The sequence below is a fragment of the Aliiglaciecola sp. 3_MG-2023 genome, assembly GCF_030548205.1.
Lineage (GTDB): Bacteria > Pseudomonadota > Gammaproteobacteria > Enterobacterales > Alteromonadaceae > Aliiglaciecola.
In genome coordinates, this window is the sequence record NZ_JAUORV010000015.1 from 84628 (window position 1) to 103766 (window position 19139).

19 protein-coding genes are annotated in these 19139 nt (G+C 41.0%); 9 read left to right on the forward strand and 10 right to left on the reverse strand.

Annotated elements, in window-relative coordinates; genetic code table 11:
- Nucleotides 1–494: 494 nt before the first annotated feature.
- From Q4574_RS16405 to Q4574_RS16420, 4 genes are read right to left on the reverse strand one after another with little or no spacing between them, the layout of a single operon-like run.
- The gene (locus tag Q4574_RS16405; RefSeq protein WP_303475413.1) at nt 495–2627 is read right to left on the reverse strand and encodes a bifunctional diguanylate cyclase/phosphodiesterase; all 2133 of its coding nucleotides are present in this window, start codon (nt 2625–2627) and stop codon (nt 495–497) included.
- 5 nt (nt 2628–2632) lie between these two features.
- Nucleotides 2633–3124 (reverse strand): Rab family GTPase, encoded by a 492-nt coding sequence (locus tag Q4574_RS16410; protein ID WP_303475414.1) that lies wholly within the window; start codon nt 3122–3124, stop codon nt 2633–2635.
- A 20-nt stretch (nt 3125–3144) separates the two neighbouring features.
- Nucleotides 3145–4914 (reverse strand): OmpA family protein, encoded by a 1770-nt coding sequence (locus Q4574_RS16415; protein WP_303475415.1) that lies wholly within the window; start codon nt 4912–4914, stop codon nt 3145–3147.
- A gap of 11 nt (nt 4915–4925) precedes the next feature.
- Entirely contained in the window at nt 4926–5474 is a 549-nt protein-coding gene (locus tag Q4574_RS16420) for a hypothetical protein (protein ID WP_303475416.1), read from the reverse strand.
- Between the two features lie 260 nt (nt 5475–5734).
- Here Q4574_RS16420 and Q4574_RS16425 point away from each other — a divergent pair, with 260 nt between their 5' ends.
- From Q4574_RS16425 to Q4574_RS16445, 5 genes are all read left to right on the forward strand, one after another.
- Entirely contained in the window at nt 5735–7762 is a 2028-nt protein-coding gene (locus Q4574_RS16425; RefSeq protein ID WP_303475417.1) for a methyl-accepting chemotaxis protein, read from the forward strand.
- A 122-nt stretch (nt 7763–7884) separates the two neighbouring features.
- Complete coding sequence (locus tag Q4574_RS16430) at nt 7885–9483, forward strand: AbgT family transporter (protein WP_303475419.1); 1599 nt, start codon at nt 7885–7887, stop codon at nt 9481–9483.
- Nucleotides 9484–9582: 99 nt separating this feature from the next.
- Complete coding sequence (hemH, locus tag Q4574_RS16435; RefSeq protein WP_303475528.1) at nt 9583–10662, forward strand: ferrochelatase; 1080 nt, start codon at nt 9583–9585, stop codon at nt 10660–10662.
- Complete coding sequence (locus tag Q4574_RS16440) at nt 10659–11093, forward strand: DUF4112 domain-containing protein (RefSeq protein WP_303475423.1); 435 nt, start codon at nt 10659–10661, stop codon at nt 11091–11093. Before hemH ends, Q4574_RS16440 begins: the two co-directional genes overlap by 4 nt.
- On the forward strand, nt 11080–11688 hold the full coding sequence (locus tag Q4574_RS16445; protein WP_303475426.1) for a glutathione S-transferase family protein: 609 nt from the start codon (nt 11080–11082) through the stop codon (nt 11686–11688). Before Q4574_RS16440 ends, Q4574_RS16445 begins: the two co-directional genes overlap by 14 nt.
- Before the next feature lie 77 nt (nt 11689–11765).
- Here the strand turns inward: Q4574_RS16445 and Q4574_RS16450 are convergent, their stop codons facing one another.
- Nucleotides 11766–12659 carry a carbon-nitrogen hydrolase gene (locus Q4574_RS16450; protein ID WP_303475428.1) on the reverse strand — a complete coding sequence of 298 codons (894 nt, stop codon included), beginning with the start codon at nt 12657–12659 and terminating at the stop codon, nt 11766–11768.
- Nucleotide 12660: 1 nt separating this feature from the next.
- On the reverse strand, nt 12661–13725 hold the full coding sequence (locus tag Q4574_RS16455; RefSeq protein ID WP_303475430.1) for an agmatine deiminase family protein: 1065 nt from the start codon (nt 13723–13725) through the stop codon (nt 12661–12663).
- Nucleotides 13726–13901: 176 nt separating this feature from the next.
- On the opposite strand from Q4574_RS16455, the gene Q4574_RS16460 reads away from it, so the two are divergent.
- Nucleotides 13902–14651, forward strand: coding sequence for a ferredoxin--NADP reductase (locus tag Q4574_RS16460; RefSeq protein WP_303475432.1), 750 nt, complete (start codon nt 13902–13904; stop codon nt 14649–14651).
- A gap of 50 nt (nt 14652–14701) precedes the next feature.
- On the forward strand, nt 14702–15895 hold the full coding sequence (locus tag Q4574_RS16465; RefSeq protein ID WP_303475434.1) for a tetratricopeptide repeat protein: 1194 nt from the start codon (nt 14702–14704) through the stop codon (nt 15893–15895).
- 13 nt (nt 15896–15908) lie between these two features.
- On the opposite strand, the gene Q4574_RS16470 is transcribed toward Q4574_RS16465, so the two are convergent.
- Together Q4574_RS16470 and Q4574_RS16475 are read right to left on the reverse strand one after the other, a co-directional pair.
- The gene (locus Q4574_RS16470) at nt 15909–16232 is read right to left on the reverse strand and encodes a hypothetical protein (RefSeq protein ID WP_303475436.1); all 324 of its coding nucleotides are present in this window, start codon (nt 16230–16232) and stop codon (nt 15909–15911) included.
- Between the two features lie 53 nt (nt 16233–16285).
- Nucleotides 16286–16474, reverse strand: coding sequence for a hypothetical protein (locus Q4574_RS16475; protein ID WP_303475439.1), 189 nt, complete (start codon nt 16472–16474; stop codon nt 16286–16288).
- A gap of 259 nt (nt 16475–16733) precedes the next feature.
- Here Q4574_RS16475 and Q4574_RS16480 point away from each other — a divergent pair, with 259 nt between their 5' ends.
- Nucleotides 16734–17369, forward strand: a complete 636-nt coding sequence (locus Q4574_RS16480) for a LysE family translocator (protein ID WP_303475441.1) — start codon at nt 16734–16736, stop codon at nt 17367–17369.
- A gap of 162 nt (nt 17370–17531) precedes the next feature.
- Here Q4574_RS16480 and soxR read toward each other — a convergent pair whose 3' ends face one another.
- A complete protein-coding gene (gene soxR / locus Q4574_RS16485) occupies nt 17532–17969 on the reverse strand; it encodes a redox-sensitive transcriptional activator SoxR (protein WP_303475443.1) in 438 nt (145 codons plus the stop codon).
- Between the two features lie 272 nt (nt 17970–18241).
- On the opposite strand from soxR, the gene Q4574_RS16490 reads away from it, so the two are divergent.
- Nucleotides 18242–18664, forward strand: a complete 423-nt coding sequence (locus tag Q4574_RS16490; protein WP_303475445.1) for a VOC family protein — start codon at nt 18242–18244, stop codon at nt 18662–18664.
- Nucleotides 18665–18740: 76 nt separating this feature from the next.
- On the opposite strand, the gene Q4574_RS16495 is transcribed toward Q4574_RS16490, so the two are convergent.
- The gene (locus Q4574_RS16495; protein ID WP_303475447.1) at nt 18741–19139 is read right to left on the reverse strand and encodes a VOC family protein; all 399 of its coding nucleotides are present in this window, start codon (nt 19137–19139) and stop codon (nt 18741–18743) included.

Consider the following 19139-nt stretch of genomic DNA (forward strand, 5'->3'; position numbering starts at 1 on the left):
GTGACAGTGAAGCCTTTCCATTTTGTTTAGCTGTCTATCTTAACAGGGGTTATACGCTTTAAGAGTTTAGGCAGATGAAAATGAACAGAAAATAGGGTTCCTTCTCACAGAGATAAAAAACTTCAGTAGTCGCTAGCTCTTTGGCAGCCTAGACCCATTAGTGCCTGTGGATATGAGCCGTGAGTTTGTAGCGGAATTAACAGAAATAAATCATGAGTTTATTTACCATGAAATAGATGGGGCCACTCATAGCTTTTCAGACTCGGCACCACAAAAAGCTAAATTAGTATTTTCAAGAACTCATCAAGTTTACCGAAAAATGGTCAACCGGCACCTAACAAGGCTCTAAACTTGCTCCTCTCGGTCGCTGGAACAATAACGGGATGACATACTGCGCTTGTTTTGCCATTCTGCTCTTCGCTCTTTGTTACTGTTAGGCTAGCTCGCACCTTCTTAGAAAGTATCTGAAACAGATAAACGCCACTACAAATTAACTAGTTTTTATTAGCGTGTTTCTTGGCAATGAGTAGCTCACAAAATTCATCAAATGGTAATGGTCGGCTAAACAAATACCCTTGAGCTACGGTGCATCTGTTGTCTAATAAAAAGTCTGCTTGGTATTGGTTTTCAACCCCTTCGGCTACTACCCCTAACTTTAAACTATGGGCCATAGCTATCACTGCTAATATGATAGCTTTGTCATTTTCGTTCTGCTCTAGGTCGATAATGAATGATCGGTCTATTTTAAGGTTATCAATTGGCAGTTTTTGTAAATATGACAGTGAGCTATAGCCAGTGCCAAAATCATCGATTGAGGTGGAAATACCAATGTTTCTTACCTGATCAAGTAAGAGTTTTACTTTGTCATAGTTATCGATTAACACGCCTTCAGTTAATTCTAGCTCTAAATTCTTAGCTGGCACTCCACTGTGATCAATCGCTTGGGTTACAAAATCGAATAAATGCCTATCTGCCACTTGTCTAGGAGATAAATTTACCGAAATTTTCAATTCAGGCTCATATTGCATAATCACTTTGAGCATTTCCGTTGCCCGACTAATTACCCATTTACCAATAGGGACAATTAATCCCGTTTGTTCAGCTATGGGGATAAATTTGTCGGGGCTAGTAAGATTACCATCGGCTAGACGCCATCTGATTAACGCCTCTGCTTTGGCAACCTGCCCAGTATTCAAATCAACTATTGGCTGTAGGAAAAGTTCAAACTGGTTTTTACTGATGGCATCTTTCAAAGCGCTTTCTAATTCAAGTCGGTATTGGGAAGCCTCTTTGAGTTCTATTGAATAAAAGCACAATTTACTTTTATCTTCTTTTTTCGCTGAAAACATGGCTAAATCAGCAAACTTCATTAAATCCTCGGAATTTGAGGCGTCACTTGGAAAATGCGCAGCACCTAGATTGAGGCCGATCTGAACCTTTTGTTTGGAAGCTGTGTAAAACGGCGGTTGAATGGATTCAATTAGACGATTGGCAACTTCAACACAATCATTTTGCTCTTTACAATCGGTTAATATGATGCCGAATTCATTGCCACCTACTCGTGCACACAAATCCTTTGTACTGATACATTGCTGTATCCGCTCAGCTAGGGTGACTAATATCTGATCGCCCGCCTGATGGCCGTGTAGCTCGTTGATTTGTTTGAAATGTTTTACATCCAAGTACACTATGAAAAATGGTTTGGCTTTTTCAATTTGGTATTCTAGTTTTTGCCAGAAAAATTGGCGATTGGGCAAGTTAGTGACATTATCGTACAGATTTAATTTTTCATTTCTTTGGAGTAAATATTTAACACGACTGACATCGCTGAATATAAATATCCAATGTTGTAGGTTTTGGTTTTCGTCGGTCACTGGGTATAACGCTAATTTCAGCCATTTACTTGAATAAGGCGGGTTATGCCAGAATAGTTCACCATGCCAACGACTACTCGTTCCTATCACTCTCTCAAACTCGACACATTGATTCTTAAACAGTTCGAGTAACTTCTTAAATGGTGATGCCTCAGAGGGTAAGTCGGATGTTTCAAATACACTGTATGAATTTGGATTTTGGATAATTACATTTAGTTGTGCATCGGTAATCACCACACCAATATCAGCATTTTCTATCACCCGTTTTATGGGTTTTTGCAGCGTTTGTAACGTCTGATTCTCTCGCAACACTTGATCGAGGCGTTCATGAATATACTCATGTTGGGCGAGGACTTTATCATTGGAAATTAGTAGTTCTCGAGCCGCTTGAAGGGTTTTTCGTTGTTTTTGATACTCCCCCTCTAAATTGTTGATAACCAAATATGAGTCACCATTTGAAACCGCGGCCAGGGCTTCCAAACGCAATAATTGATCTTCAGTTTGTTCTGACCAAATACCCGAGTGAATTTGTCCTTCACTACTATTTCGCCAGAACTCTTCAGCATCAATAAAAAAGTCGTCCAAATAGGCTGAATTGCCGGCAAACTCGAAAACTTCGCTATCTTTTGCTTCAGGAGCAATAGAATAAAACCAATCTTTATCGCAATGGATAACCCGAAATTGTTTGCCCTCTATTCGTTTTAAAATAGCGCAGTTTATGATGCCTAGTGCTTGAATAAGTGATGGTTGCATATTGATTAATTCAACGTTAGTTGGGCGATAAACTTAAACATGTCTTCAACTTGTTCGCCGGTTTTTGCGCTAGTGGAAAAACTGCGAACAAATTCTTTACTGTAGCCATTCAGTTCACTTTCCGTCCAATGCCAGGCCACATCAAGGTCGCTCTTATTGATAATCAGAATTGCAGGGATATCACTGACTTCTCGTACCATGCGATGAATTTCCATGGCTTCTACAAGACTTTGAGAGCGTGTATGGTCGGTTACTATTGCGTAGGCTGAAGCCCCTCGCAGGTACTTAGGCTGGAATCCACAATAACGGTCGATCCCTTCTAAATCCCAAATCATAAGTTGCACTTGTTCGACGGCTAAATCGACTAGTTTTTTATCAACCTTAACACCAATAGTGGTTAGGTACTTTTCAGAAAAAGTGCCTTCCACAAATTGCTTTACCAAACTGGTTTTCCCTACTCCTGATGGTCCGAGTAAGCAAATCTTTTTTTGGAACATAATCGGGTTGATGTCCTTATTTAATCCGTCTTGAAATCAATAATATTAAAAATGACTTTACGCAAACCTGAGCCAGAAGCTTTCATCTCTACCACTCCCAATCCTATGGCGTTTAAATATTGGGGCTCAATTCCCTGCTCAACTAAATATTGCCGAGCAGCGATGGCTCGTTTTCGACTTAGGGATTGATTAAACTGTTTAGAGCCCGTTGAATCACTTGCGCCCATAATAATCAGACCTACATTTAACTCTAGTTTCTTGGATAATTCAATTGCGCTACTCAGATAACCAGCTAGTGCCCGTAATTGCTCTTGGGCTTTTTCGTTTAAGGTACTCTGTCCTTGTTCAAATTCAATTTGTGTACTGTCTATTTTCGCCGTATTGATTTCGAAAAGAGCCGTTAATATTTCTGGGCTATCCTCATTAATAGTAGCTAATTCTTCAGCTTTTACGCCAGAGATTAACTCATTTGAATAAGTTAACCCCGGAATCGCATATATTTCTGTTGCTAAAGCCACACGTTGGGCATTTGGTAATACGCCTTGTAACACTGGGATTCTTTGCTGCCAATCAACATTCACCTGTGGGTATCGCGCTAAAATCGTTTTTAGGCGAGTTTTCACTAAGGGCTCTTCTAGTGACAGATAGTGTTTTTCAAAGACTAAAATGTTGCTTGCATCCATTTCCTGTTCAAGCAGCCAGTCTTCCACAGAAATCGCATCGGGATCACGCAATACCGATAATTCAATTCCTTGCCAACCCACTCGTTCAGCTTTCCCCAAAACAATTCCGGGTTGTTGTCCGATTTGTGTAATCTGATTTACTAACTGATTTTGTTGATAATCGTGAAACCCTAAGAAACCCAACCCAATGCATAAAATCAACACTAACAAAATAGCAAGTATCGGCTTTTTATTTTTCTTCTTTATTGCTTCTGGGCGCATCTTAGCGAGTAAGCACTCTTGTAATTGCTGAGACGTTGCTTCAAAAGGTACAGTGTCGCCATTAAAGTTTGCGATTTCTTTGGCATATAGTTTATGGATGTATTCGTTGGTTATTTGAAATTTGGTTGAGATATCTTGAGGAATATTGCCAGTCACAGCCGCCACCAAAAGTAGCTTAGGACCGCGCTTTATGACTAATGAAAAGTCTTCTGTTTTGATGACTTCTAAGTTTTGTTCTGGAGACTCTTGTTGCGGGTTGAACGAATCAGACACAAAATCATTGATCGCCGTTAACATTGCCGAAACTAGGTCTCCGTCGGCTGATTCATGAACTGATTGAGATGCCGAATTGAGTAAAATTCCGGTTTCCTGATGGATTAACAGCACTTGCTCAACTTTAAATATGAAGGTTTGACTGGCTACATACTGAGAAAAACTGACACCAGATTGCCAAGCTTTAAAGCGCCACTTAATACCTTTAAATGTCAGGCTATTTTCAATTAAAACGTTGGTTTTTTCTAGAAATTCACTGAGGAAAGAGGTGACGGATTTACGCACTAAGCGCCCTACAAGGGGATAAAAATAGCCAACGAATTGTTCACTTTGCTGTTTGACTGAGGTTTCCACAGACTTTTGAACCACGGGGGTGAGTATTTTGCTGAACTCGTCATTGTGTTTCTGACGATCATGAATCGCCTCTATTACTACCTCGCTAACCATTTCTCTGGCGTTGTCTTTAATAACTTGCTTAACCAGTTCCTGATTTTTACCCAGTATAATTTCCCGTAGCTGCTGCATAGCCACATCATCTTCACTAGGTATATTCGAGTTGCCACAATCTGCCATGAAAATTGGCTTTATTCTTCGTCGGTTTCTAAGTTAACCGCCATGGTAGCAAGTAGTTTTGCTAACGTTTTTCTATCGGTTTTAGTTGAACTGAGTTCTTTGGTTACCTGATCCAGCCTCTCTAGCGCTTCAGCGAATCGAGCGTCATATTTTTCAGTGAGCATGGCAACCTCTTTGTCTACCCTTGTGTGGAGTTCATCCGTCTCTTGTCGCCCATTGTTATCAGACATCTCTAACTCAGAAGAAAGTTTATTCGCATAGGCATTTAGTTCAGCGGTTTTATCGTCATACACTTTATCCATCGAGTTAACTCTCAACTGCAACTCATCGAAACCACTTTGCATGGACTTGTTTAGCTCGTTAACCTTGGCTGACAATTGTTGGTCGGACTGTTGAAAGCGTTCGAGCATTTTATGCTCTAACTCTGACAACCTGAGTTCAATATCCGCTTGTGCAGCGCCAAACACAATTTGTCGTAAAGTAGCCAATTCTGAAGGGGAATTACTGTCGCTTTTGGCAGGAGCATCTTCCTTGGTTCGGTCGTCTGATTTTTTATTCACCACTATCACTTCCTTCTGCTTATATACCGTACAACAATCATAGCCTAAAAAAACGACTAAATGCACGGGAAATAATTGACACTAATCAGTTTTTTTACTCTAAGATACAGGCTAACAACTCGCTTTCAAAACGATTAATTTTTCGTTGCTCCAATATGGCTGTCTTCTACGATTATTCGAATATGGCTGTTTTCTATGATTGGTATTCAAAAAATTAAAGTATGTATTGTTATTTTTTACAACGTTAATAAGGGTACCTAGTGACGCGATTAATTATTAATTTTTTAAGGCATTTCAATGTCGTTAAAATAACCCTCATAAGTCTTATTGTCTTTTCGATCTTAGTGGTTTTCTTTGCGTCTGTTAGCTTGCACAGTGCATGGCAACAGGTACAACAAAGTGATGAGGACCTGTATCTATTAAATATTTTGGATAAATTGGAAAAAGTTGCCCATCATCATGCAGTTGAGCGAGGGTTAACCGCCGGTTTTTTAGCGTCTGGCAGTGATACTCAATACGCGGCATTAAAACAGCAACGGTTGAAAGCTGACATAGCAGCAGATGATTTACGGAATACCCTAAATCGACAATGGCCAGAAAAACAACAACTCAATGCTGCTTTATTATTGTATACCAAGCATATTCAGCAACAGGCCACTATTCGCAAACAAGTGGATGCAGGTAGCGCGGCTAGGGCTTTTAGGTATTACAGCCTATTGAATCGATTTGCTTTAGACGCCGTGCAGAATCTTCGCGGCAAGATCAATAATCAAGATGTTTACCAAGGTGTGAGTGGAGCACTCTATTTGGCCTGGTTAAAAGAATACGCAGGGCAATCAAGAGGGAAAATAAACGGTGCTATCGCTAAAAAACAAGTTTCAAATTTAGCTAAATCTGAAATTGAAGGCTACGTCACCAATTTCCAAATCACCAGTCAATACTTACCGCTTTTTTTGTCGTTGCCATTACAACAACAAATAGACCGCATTTTTAGTTCACCTTCGTATCGAGAAATGTTGCAGATACAATCCGAAATTTTGCAGAGCAAAACGACTAATATTGAAACCGAATATACGTCTGAACAATGGTTTAAGCTGGCTACTCAACAAATTGTCGCCCTGAAAAAAGTCCTCGACCAGCAATGGATGTTGCAACACCAACTATCCCAAGATATGCGTTCTCAAGCTATGTTCTTGTTAGTCTTAGAATCGGTAATTTTAGCCATAGTCATGATTCTTTTGGCGATATTAAACATTTATTTAGTGAGGTCGATGCGCTTACGTTTAAAAAAATTAACCATTGATTTGCAGAAAATAGCCGATAACGGGGATTTGACCGTTGATATCAGACTGAAAGGAAAAGATGAGCTAGGGGCTATTTCAAACTCAATGCATGTTACTTTCGCAGCATTTCGAAATTTGATTATCAATTTAATATCCTCGATACAGTCAGGTCAAAAGTTAGGGGAAGAGTTAAACTCCGCCAGTAAATTAGTATTACGCAACGGTGAGCATAACCATTTACTGGCGAGTAATATTGCCACTTCTCTTGAAGAAATGTCTCAAACTAGCGAAGAGATTGCGAAATCTGCAACTATTACCCTTGAGGCCAGCGATAAGTTGCAGGAGAAAAATAGTCAAAATATAGAAGTGAATCTATCCAACAGTAATGCCCTAAAAACCATGTCGCATAATATGTTGGCGGTTCGACAAAAAGCAAACAATATGGAACAGCAAGTTACTGCTATTAGTAGTATTCTGGAAACTATTAATTCCTTAGCAGATCAAACTAATCTTTTAGCCCTAAATGCTGCCATTGAAGCAGCCAGAGCCGGTGAGGCTGGGCGCGGTTTTGCCGTTGTTGCTGATGAAGTCAGAAAGCTGGCTAAAGGGAGTAAATCCAGTTCAGACTCTATTTCACAATTACTCAAAGATTTACAAGGCGCAAGTAATGATGTGGTCTTGTCCATTGAAGAAAATGTCTCAACTGCACAAGATTCGTTACAGCGAGCAGCCGATGTAGAAGTCTTATCTGCAGAACTAATCGAGCAAGTCAGTGAACTTGAACAGCTATCCATTACCGTTGCTACTGCTGCAGAAGAGCAAGCAGTTACCATCAAACAAATTGCCGAAGATACCACCGAAGTCCTTGATTCATCGAATGAAGGTTTGTCTATTGCGAAGGATTTAGAAAGCATATTTGGCCGCCTTTCGGCTAATGAAAAAGCCCAGCAGCAGATGATTGAAAGTTTCATTGTTGAGGGCGCTGAATCCAAAAATCCAACCTAAAATGCTTATTTTAGCCCTAGGCTGCACTTTGTAGATATATTTCGCTATCATATGCCAAAAAATAATAAGGACTTATAGCTAACGGAGTTGGTAACAAAGTCCGTAAAGACAGAGGAATAGTTTTGGTTCAAGGTCAAACAAGCAATCAGCCATCAAATGAACAGAATTCAGGATGGTTTTCGAGGTTTCTAGCAACCGTAGAATGGCTAGGTAATTTACTTCCACACCCCATTACTCTATTTGCCATATTAGCGCTTTTCATTGTGGTGCTAAGTGGCATTCTTGGTTATTTTGATGTTGCGGTATTAGACCCGCGTCCTTTAGGGGCTAAAGGCCGTGATCCCGATGGTTGGATTGAAGTGGTGTCGCTGCTCAATGCTGAGGGACTGCAACGGATTGTGACAGGGTTGGTAACTAACTTTACTGGATTTGCGCCTTTAGGGACGGTGTTAGTTGCATTACTGGGGGTTTCTGTTGCGGAACATTCTGGTTTACTTTCAACCGCCATGCGAGCAATGGTGATGAATGCCTCTGAACGCATGGTTACTATAACTGTAGTTTTAGCGGGTATTTTATCCAATACTGCATCTGAGTTAGGTTATGTGGTGTTAATACCGCTAGCGGCGATGATTTTCCATTCCCTTGGACGTCACCCTTTAGCTGGGTTAGCTGCGGCTTTTGCCGGGGTTTCTGGTGGTTATAGTGCGAATTTATTATTAGGTACAGTTGACCCATTACTGTCGGGCATTACCGAGTCTGCTGCTCATATGATTGCGCCAGATTATATCGTTGGTCCAGAGGTAAACTGGTACTTTATGATTGTTAGCACCTTTGCCGTTGCCGCGATGGGGGCATTTGTAACGGAAAAAATAGTAGAGCCAAGGCTAGGTAAGTATGACCCTAGTGAAGCTTCGGTTGAATTAGAAAAACAAGAGATGACAGCACCTAGCGCGCAAGAAAAGAAGGGGCTTAAAATGGCCGGCCTTTCCTTCGTGATTGTCTGTGCCCTGTTAGCCCTTACAGTTGTGCCGGAAAATGGCATTTTGCGCCACCCTGAAACGGGCTTGGTAGCGGGCTCGCCTTTCCTCAAAGGCATTGTTGCCTTCATTTTTATTACCTTTGCTGTACCTGGGTTTGTCTATGGCAAAATCGTAGGTACTATGAAAAATGATAAAGACATAATCAACGCCATGTCAAAGAGCATGGGGTCAATGGGCTTGTACATTACCTTAGTGTTTTTTGCCGCGCAGTTTGTAGCATTCTTTAAATGGACGAATTTGGGAACCGTGCTTGCGGTTAAAGGCGCTTCCTTACTCACAGCCCTTGGCCTAGATGGACCAGAAGTGTTTATTTTGTTCATCTTTATGTGTGGTTTAGTGAACCTTTCTTTAGGCAGTGCGTCTGCACAGTGGGCAGTTACTGCGCCTATTTTCGTACCCATGCTCATGTTAATTGGTTATTCTCCTGAAGTGATCCAGGCTGCTTATCGAATTGGTGATTCAGTAACCAACGTTATTTCCCCAATGATGAGTTATTTTGGATTGATTTTAGCTATCGCAGCTCGTTATAAAAAGGATTTAGGTATGGGAACGTTAATCGCCACTATGTTACCTTATTCAATCACCTTTTTTGTCGGTTGGACGCTTCTGTTCTATATTTGGGTATTTTGGCTGGGAATGCCGGTAGGACCAAATGTAGAAACCCTATATAATGGAGGCTGATAACCGTTAACGGTTTGTATTGTTTAGCATTAAGTTCCACGCACTAATCCAATTAGGGGAATAGTGCGTAGAACTTATAAAATTGAGACCAAGTCATTAATGAAATTTTCAGGCAGCCCTAACTTCAAACATAAGCAAGCAGATAAAATTGGTGTATTGATTACCAATTTAGGTACCCCAGAAGCGCCAACAAAAAAGGCACTTAAAACCTATTTAAAACAATTCCTTTCAGACCCCCGTGTCGTTGAGATACCTAGATTGCTTTGGTGGATGATCCTGAACTTAGTGATCCTAAATATTCGTCCTAAACGTTCTGCAAAGGCCTATGCTAGTGTTTGGGAAGATGAAGGCTCGCCGTTAATGATCCATGCAAAAAACCAAGCTGCAGCTTTGAAGCAGAAAATGCAAGAAACCCATGGCGAGGAAGTGGTTGTAGACTTTGCCATGCGTTATGGCTCGCCTAGCATTTCAGGTACGGTAGAAAGCATGATGCAACAAGGCGTGCGCAAATTAGTTGTCTTGCCATTGTATCCTCAATACAGTGCGTCAACCACGGCCTCTACATTTGATGCGCTATCTGATGATTTTCAAAAGCGACGTTGGATACCCGATTTACGCTTCATATCACAATACTGCGATCACCCTGATTACATCCAAGCTGTAGCTAATAAAATCCGGCAACATTGGCAGCAACATGAACAAGCTGACAAACTGATTTTTTCTTTTCATGGTATTCCCGAGCGTTATTTAACTAACGGCGACCCGTATTTTTGTCAGTGCCACAAGACAGCCCGCTTAATCGCCGAAAACTTAGGCCTCCAACAAGATCAATTTCTAGTTTGTTTCCAATCCCGTTTTGGACGAGAAGAGTGGTTAAAACCTTATACCGATCACACTTTACAAGGGCTTCCCGCAACAGGTGTTGAGTCTGTGCAAATTGTCTGCCCGGGATTCTCCGTAGACTGCTTAGAAACAATAGAAGAAATAGGTATTGAGAATCGAGATTATTTTTTAGAAGCGGGCGGTAAGCGTTATGAATATATTCCAGCTCTCAACGATGATCCTGAGCATATTGAAATGATGGCATCAATTCTAACTGCCAATCTGCATGGCTGGACGTCAGCGTCAGACAATTCAGTTAGAGCAGAATTAGCGAAAGCGAAGGGCGCAACGTTATGAGTGATGAATCAACGGCTTCTATCGCCGCTCCCAAAGCTTTAGTGGTGGCCCAAAAACTGGGCAATATGTCTGATACTGCAGTCCGTATCCCCTTTACCAAAGTAAAATTTGGCCTCGATTTTCTAATCGGTCTAATACCAGGTGTCGGTGATATGATTATGTTAATTGTAGGGGCGGTGATAATCATTATGGGTAAAACCATTGGCTTGCCAACCCCGTTAATTTTGAAAATGTTGAAAAATAGCCTGATCGATTTTGTATTAGGTTTAGTGCCTTTTGTCGGTGATATTGCAGATATATTTTATAAATCGAATCAAGCAAATGTTCGTATTATGGAGCGCTGGTGGCTAAGTCAAAATAAAGCAGCTATAGATGCGCATACTCAACAACAATTAGCGAATTGGCAGGAAACCAAAAATGAAGATCTATGACACCCATACAGCGCCCACACCTCGAAGAGTACGTATATTTCTAGCCGAAAAAGGCATAGAGATGGACTATGTACAAGTCGATTTACAAAAGGGCGAAAATATGACCCCTGAGATGCGGCAGAAAAACCCCATTGGAAAGGTGCCTGTTCTTGAGTTAGATGACGGTACTTGTATTGGCGAATCTGTCGCTATTTGTCGTTACTTTGAAGCGTTGCAACCAGCGCCTGCATTGATGGGAACGACGCCACTTGAACAGGCTCAAATCGAAATGTGGCAGCGCCAAGTTGAGTTTGCCTTATTTATGCAAGTAGGGATGTGTTTTCAGCATTCCACCGGCTATTTTAAAGACCGTATGACTCCCGTACCTGAGTACGGTAAAGTTGCTGGGATATCTGCTAGTAAGTATTTAAATGTTCTTGAAAAGCGCCTGCAATCTAACGAGTTTATTGCCGGTGACAATTTCTCAATCGCAGACATTACCGCTATGTGTGCTATAGATTTTGCCCGAGTAGTACAAATAAAAGTTAACGATGAACAGGTTAATCTACAGCGCTGGTACAAGGCTGTGAGTGCTAGACCTAGTGCGAGTGCTTAATTAGCCTTCGCACCTATTGGTCTTACCGGGTTATTGCCGTTCAAGTTTAAGGGAGGGGTTAGTGGCTATGGTAGTGGCTAATCTCGCCAGCGGCGTGTGATATCTTGATAGTCATCAATACGACGATCCCTAAAATAGGGCCATATTCTTTTTATCTGTTCGGTTCTAGCTAAGTCTAATTCTACCATTAGGTTTTCTTGTTTATCGCTGCTCGCTTGGGCAAGGACTTCCCCCTGAGGGCCGGCAATAAAGCTTTGTCCCCAAAATTGAATGCCAGGATCGCCTGCCACAGGAGAGGCTTCAAACCCTGTACGATTGGCCACAATAACAGGTACTGAATTCGCCACAGCATGTGAGCGTTGAATGGTTTGCCAAGCGTTAAATTGGCGCTGCTTTTCTTCCGTTGTGTCTGTGTTATCCCAACCAATTGCTGTTGGGTAAAACAACATGTCAGCTCCTGCCATCGCCATTAATCGAGCTGCTTCTGGATACCATTGATCCCAGCAAACCAGAACGCCTAATCGACCAACACTAGTATCGATGGGTTCAAACCCTAAGTCCCCTGGGGTAAAGTAAAATTTTTCGTAAAATCCAGGATCATCCGGTATATGCATTTTACGATACTTACCAACCATACCTGCTTGTCGGTCAAATACGACCGCCGTATTGTGGTATAACCCAGAGCCGCGCTTTTCAAATAATGAGGTGACTAACACTATGTTGTGTTTAGCCGCTAAATCGGCGAAATAATCTGTGGCAGGACCAGGAATTGTTTCGGCTAAATCAAAATAATCGGTGTTTTCTTCCTGGCAGAAATACAGGGTGCTATGGAGTTCTTGCAATAGCACTAATTCACAGCCATCGGCTGCAAGCTTGGCAACTTGCTTCGCGCTATTTTCCCAGTTTTCAGATTTATCATTGCTGCTAATGGCTTGTTGTACTAAGCCAACTTTCAATGTGTTTTTATTCATTTTACCCTTCACATCCATAAACAGTTAAGCCATTGCTAAGGTATTCGATAACCTCAGCTTTCAATGTTCCCACAGGAACCTGCATGCTAATACAGTGCACACTGCCAAATTGTTGTACTAAAGGCAAACTATCAATGGGCACGATTGTGTAATCTGGATATGCGCCAGCGATGATATTCAAGGCTAATTCATCTTCAGGTTGAGCATACACAGGGCACAATATTTGATGGTTTGAAATTAAGAAATTAGCGTAAGATGCAGGTAAGCGCTCACCAACCTCATTCACTATGTGTGGTAGCGGAAGTTCAAAAATATCATGATTAGGCAAGAGGGCTCTAAGCTCATCAACTAACGCACCTAGCCCGTTGAAATGACTATCTTCAGGGCGATTAAAACAAGACTGAATGACCACCCCATGGTTGTCAGTGAACCTCACTATGGTATCAATATGCCCATCGGTATCGTCACCTTCTAGGTGACCATTTTGTAAAATACTGACGCGGGTTGCACCTAGATGCTCAGCAAATAGAGATTGATAAGAAGCGCACGTCATCTGGCCATTACGTTCAGGGTTTTGTAGACACATGGCGGTGGAAAGCAAGTGGCCATTTTGATCTATCTCCAGCGCGCCACCTTCAGCGACTAAATCAACACTTTTAAGAGAGGCTTTACACAGGTTCGCTAACACTGTGGCATTCACTTTGTTGTCTAACTGGGCGTCAAATTTATTTCCCCACCCATTGAATTTAAATTCAATAGGTTGCATGACATTTCCTTGTTTAAGCGTCAGAAAACAATAGTCTCTACACCAGGTATCGTTGTAGTTAGTCACTACAAACATCAATTTTTTGGACCCTTTCAGAGACAGTTTAGCCGCCTCAACCTCTTGCTCTTTGATCAACAATATCACCCCGGTATTGTTACGAGTGATGGCATCAATGAGTTGCTTGTAGGTTTGCCTGACTTCCTTTAACCATGGTTTCCAATCGGTTTTATCATCAGGCCAGGCTAAAATTACGGCGTCTTGTGCATACCATTCTGGTAGCAATGTTAATTCTGGTTTCATTAGACTATTTAGTTAAACAGATTCAGCGGCAATTATACCCTTCCCCCTAAGGTAGGGGTAGATTTTTATGTGTCGAAGAATATTCCCAAGGCTCACGTTTTTGATGATATGAGTCAATGGACTTTAGCAGTGGGCATGTTAACGTAAGAGGGTAATTATCAACTTTGGAGCATATTATGGCGCAATGGCATGATGGAAAAATTGTCAATCGAGTTGATTGGAATGATCATTTGTTTAGTCTGCAATTCGAATGTACTGCGTTTCCTAAATTCAAAGCCGGCCAATTTACAAAAGTCGGCCTTATCCAAGACGATAATAAGGTGTTATCCCGCCCTTATTCATTGGTGAACTCGCCAAATGCGGAATTTTTAGAAATTATTGCTGTGCCAGTGGAAAATGGTAGTCTGTCTCCTAAGCTACACGAACTACAGATCGGCGACGAAGTGAAAATTATGTCACCGGCCACCGGTTTTTTAGTCTTAGAAGAAGTTCCACAAAGCGAAACCTTGTTTTTGATAGCGACGGGAACAGGAGTAGGGCCTTTTATTTCCATATTAGAAAGTGAAGAAGCTTGGAGCAAATACACAAATGTCGTGCTAGTTTACGGTGCAAGACAAAATAGTGATCTCGCCTATTCCGACAAAATTCAAACATGGTTAAGTGACAAGCCTGAGCAATTTCGATTTGTGCCTATTGTTAGCCGTGAATTTAACCCTAATGCATTGAAAGGACGTATTCCTGAATTAATTGCATCCGGGGCAATCCAGCAAAAGTGCGGGATTGAGTTTGCGCCAACAACTTGTCAGGTTATGCTGTGTGGAAATCCAGAGATGATTAAAGATACGTTAGAGGTGCTTTCCACCTTTGGTCTGAAAAAACATCTGCGTCGTTCGCCTGGGCACATTAGTTTAGAACGGTATTGGTAAGTTGCCCGTATCGAATTAACGCGCAACAATAGAAATTCAAGGGTAAAGTAATGCATACACAGCCAATCATTAAGGCTATCGGATTGGTCACAATGTTAGCTGGGTTGGGAGCCTGTCAAACATCGAATCCCAATACACCAGTTGTTTCGTCTCAACATGAAAGTCTATCTAAGGTGTCTTTGAATTGGCGCTCTAGCTTATTTAGCCCCCGTGAAGTTGCCTCTGTAGATGATATTTTTCAATTGACTGTAAAGCAGAAAAATGATTTCAATACTTACTATTTTGCTGAAAGAAACGCTCATATTGAAGGGCATGAACGTCTCTACAATTACTTAGAAATGATTCTATATGGTTTCGACTACAAAGGAGATACCTATAAAGCATCTGATGCCCTCTCTAAACACAGTGGTAATTGTCTGTCTTTGGCCATCGTGACTACGGCATTAGCAAATTTAGTGGATTTAGATGTCCGTTACCAGCGTGTAAATACCGCACCTATTTATCAACGTTTCCATAACGTAATGACGTTATCCTCCCATGTTAGAAGCCATGTTTTTGCGCCGGAAACACCGCTAAAGAAAAATGAAATTGTCGTCGCTAGAAAAAAAATGATAATCGACTACTTTCCAGAAAAAGGTAACGTAAGAGGTGACTTCCTGAATAAGTCACAATTTTTATCAATGTATTATCAGAACTTAGCTGGCGATAGCTTAGTCGCAAAAGATTATGACCTTACCTATGCACTTCTAGCAAAAGCCATGGAAATAAGCAGTGAAGATCCAGAAACTTTAAATACGCTTGCGGTCCTATACAAAAAACTCGGTGATTTGGCCAAGGCCGAGCAAATTTATGATTACTCGTTAAATAACACCTCGGGCTCAGTCAATATTTTAAGTAATTACGCAATGCTCTTAACCGAGCAAAACCGACAAGAGGAGTTATCAACTTTACAAGAAAAGCTGATGTCCATAGAGGATGATAATCCCTATCGTTGGTACGATATAGCCAATCAACATTTTGATAAGGACGAGCTTTTCAAAGCGTTACGTTACTTTAAAAGATCTATAAAAGCCGCCCCTTATTTACACGAAGGGTATTTTGGTTTAGCAAAAACCTACTATCAATTGGGTCGAGTAAAATCCGCTAAGCAGAATATGGATAAAGCAGTGGAATTGGCATTTACACCGAAAGACAAAGTCTTGTATCAGGCAAAATTAAAAGTATTGGCCGTAAAAAAAGACTAGCCTTTGAAATGCGCTAATTAAGCTGTTTCTTCAATAACTGGCCGTTACGCTCAATTACATCAATGAGTGGAATAAAACCTGCTGGCGTAGATAAATTTGCATAACCATTAGCCATTTCCACTAAGACATCACCAAACTTAGACTTTCTGCTGGGTTGTGGGGCATAGTCGACAGACAAATTATCCACATTAACCCATGCGGTTGGTCCCCCTGATGCGGCAAAAGCAATATCTAGTTCTGAGTGTTTTACCCGTGTTGCCAATTGATATAAATCGATATGTTGAATAACAGTAGAAATAAGAACTCTTTCGTTTTCCACATTGCTTAATAAGCTCATAAGTTTATCTTGCGCGTGAAAAACGTATATCATAAAAGTCTCATCTTAATCTGTTACCCCATTACTATCACATTTTTAACATTATCCACGCCATTGGCAATGATAATTTCAAAACTCGACATACATTTTTGACAACGCATGATTTGGGGTTGATTCATGATTTGTTTTTGATGGTTATCGAGGGCATTTGCTGATAAGCAAATTGGACATAAACATTCCAGTGAAGCTTCTGTTTTAATCATGAATGACATTCCTTTTGTCTTTGAAATACTAGGTAACGCAGAGCAGTAAACTAACTGCGTGCTTATTTTGACGGTATTTATTCTGGATGCAAGTGTTTTTGTTGAATTTATACTCAGTCAGGGTAAGTAAAATAAACGGCAGTGAAATAAACCTACCGATTTAGGATTGCATATGATTTCTTAGCCCTTTTCAACGGCGTTGTGATTTAAAAATATGCTAACCTGAATCCGCTGATGTTTTTTAACGAGAAAATATAAAATGCCAACAATTGATACTTTCCTTGCGTTTTCTGTTGCGTCAATAATTATGAGTGTTTCTCCTGGCCCATCTAACCTTTACATCTTGGCCAGGACCATGGCGGATGGTCATAAGTCGGGTATAGCAGCAGCATCTGGCATGGCGATAGGTTCCATGACTTATGTTTTACTGACCGCATTGGGATTGGCGACAGTGTTCCGTTATTCGCCAACTGCCTACACTATGTTGAAGCTATGTGGGGCGGCCTATTTGATTTTTTTAGGTATTCAAGCTTTCAAAGGTGCAGGCTCTGAGCACGCGGAAAAACCTAAAGTACGCTTAATCAGTATTCCTAAAGTATTTAGACAGGGTATCTTAGTAGAACTAACCAACCCTAAAACCGCACTCTTTTTTTTGGCGTTTCTGCCGCAGTTTGTTGATCCAGAGATTGGTCAGGTGGCATTGCAAATTGGTTTGTTAGGAGCAGTGTATACGCTAATTGCCTATTGCAGTGACTTAATGGTAGTGCAGTTATCTAAAAAACTAGGAAAGTGGCTATCGTCACACCCGTTATTTGTGGCCTGGCAGGATAGATTAGCCGGTTCTATTCTATTTGGTTTAGGGGCTTATATTGGCTGGCAAGAAATAACCAATTAACTCACCTTTTTACAATTTAGTTGAGCAAACTAGAAGCTAGGGCAATCTTTAGAGGTATGAATAAATGCCATGTATGAATAGGCTTGTTCAAAATTGTATGTGAATAATCCCAGTTACCTTTTAGCCTCATTCCGCTGCCAGCAACCTCTGTCTATTAGCGCCTTAGCGTTCGAGAAGCACCGGGCCAGGTCCTTCGGTGGCAAGCTTGTCTTGAGGGTTATAAATAGGGCAGGTTTTCATTGATAAACATCCACAGCCTATACAAGCATCCAATGAATCTTTCAGTTTTATCATGCTTTGAATTCGCGCTTCTAGCTGTTGTTGCCAACTGCTAGACAGTTTCACCCAATCTTGTTTTGTCGGCGTTCTTGATGCAGGTAAGGAAGCAAAAGCGAGCTTTATATCTTGTAGACTTATGCCTAACTTTTGCGCAGCCTTAATCACCGAAACCCGCCTCAAGACATCGGCTTTATAACGGCGTTGATTTCCTGGGTTTCGCCAACTATTGATCAGCCCTTTTTCCTCGTAAAAGTGCAGAGTGGATACATTGACACCGCAACGTTTAGCCACCTCACCCACACTTAATTCTCGTTCAGCCATGATACTTCCTTTCAAATTTTTTTTTAAGAATAGGCAAAAAAACACTTTACCTCAAGTTAACTTGAGGAATTATCCTATGTTCAAGGTCAGTACTTCAAACAACTAAGGAGATTCATATGCAGTCAGATCAATCAAAGCAACGCCGTGGAAGATCACAGTTAAGTGAAACAGGCTCAGAGCTTAAGTTTTGTTTAGAAAAAGCCTCAACCAGTCGGCTAAATAATTTTTTGAATTTGTTTAACAACACAATGCATTTAAAGTGAGGTAATAGAATGATTCGTTTAGAACATATCAATATTGTCGTAAAAGATATGCAGGAAACCCTCAAGTTTTATCAAGCGGCTTTCCCCCATTGGACTGTTCGCAATCAAGGTGAAGCCAATTGGTATGGCAGCAAAAGAAATTGGTTACATTTTGGTGATGAATATAATTATCTTACGTTTAATGATAATGGCAGTGGTGAAAATAGGCAGCTAAAGGGGGATCAACTAGGACTCGCGCATATTGCTTTTGAAGTAAAAAATATTTCAGCGGTTTTATCGCGTTTATTCAGCGCTGGTTTTCAACCTCACAACACTGGGGCTAACAACCAATTCAGAAAAAATTGTTATTTTATCGATCCCAGTGGATTTGAAATAGAATTTGTAGAATATTTATCAGATATACCCAGTCAGCGGAATAATTCTGATGACTAAGCAGGGAAGTAGACAGGGAAGTTGGCAGAGAGGTTATGCTTAATGGATAACGCCCCTGTCTTACTCATCATACCGTCTAGGCTTCCAAATCTTGATAGACTTCTAAAGGTAAATTGTCTGGATCGGCAAAAAAGGTAAACTCTCGGTTGGTATATTCATCAATGCGAATTGGTTCCGGCGTCACACCTTTTTGCCGTAAATAATCACAAAAGTCAGTTACTGAGTCCACTTTGAAAGCTAAATGCCTAAGTCCTTGAGCTTCAGGTTTCGAGGGCCTTTGTGGCGCGCCTGGGAACGAAAATAATTCAATCTGGCTACCATCAGGCAAGGCTAGGTCGAGTTTGTAGGAATCTCGCTGAGCGCGGTAGTTTTCTGCCAATATTTCACATCCTAAAATATCAGTATAAAACGCTTTAGACTGTGCATAGTTGCTGCAAATAATTGCCACATGATGAAAGCCTTTTAATCTCGTCAT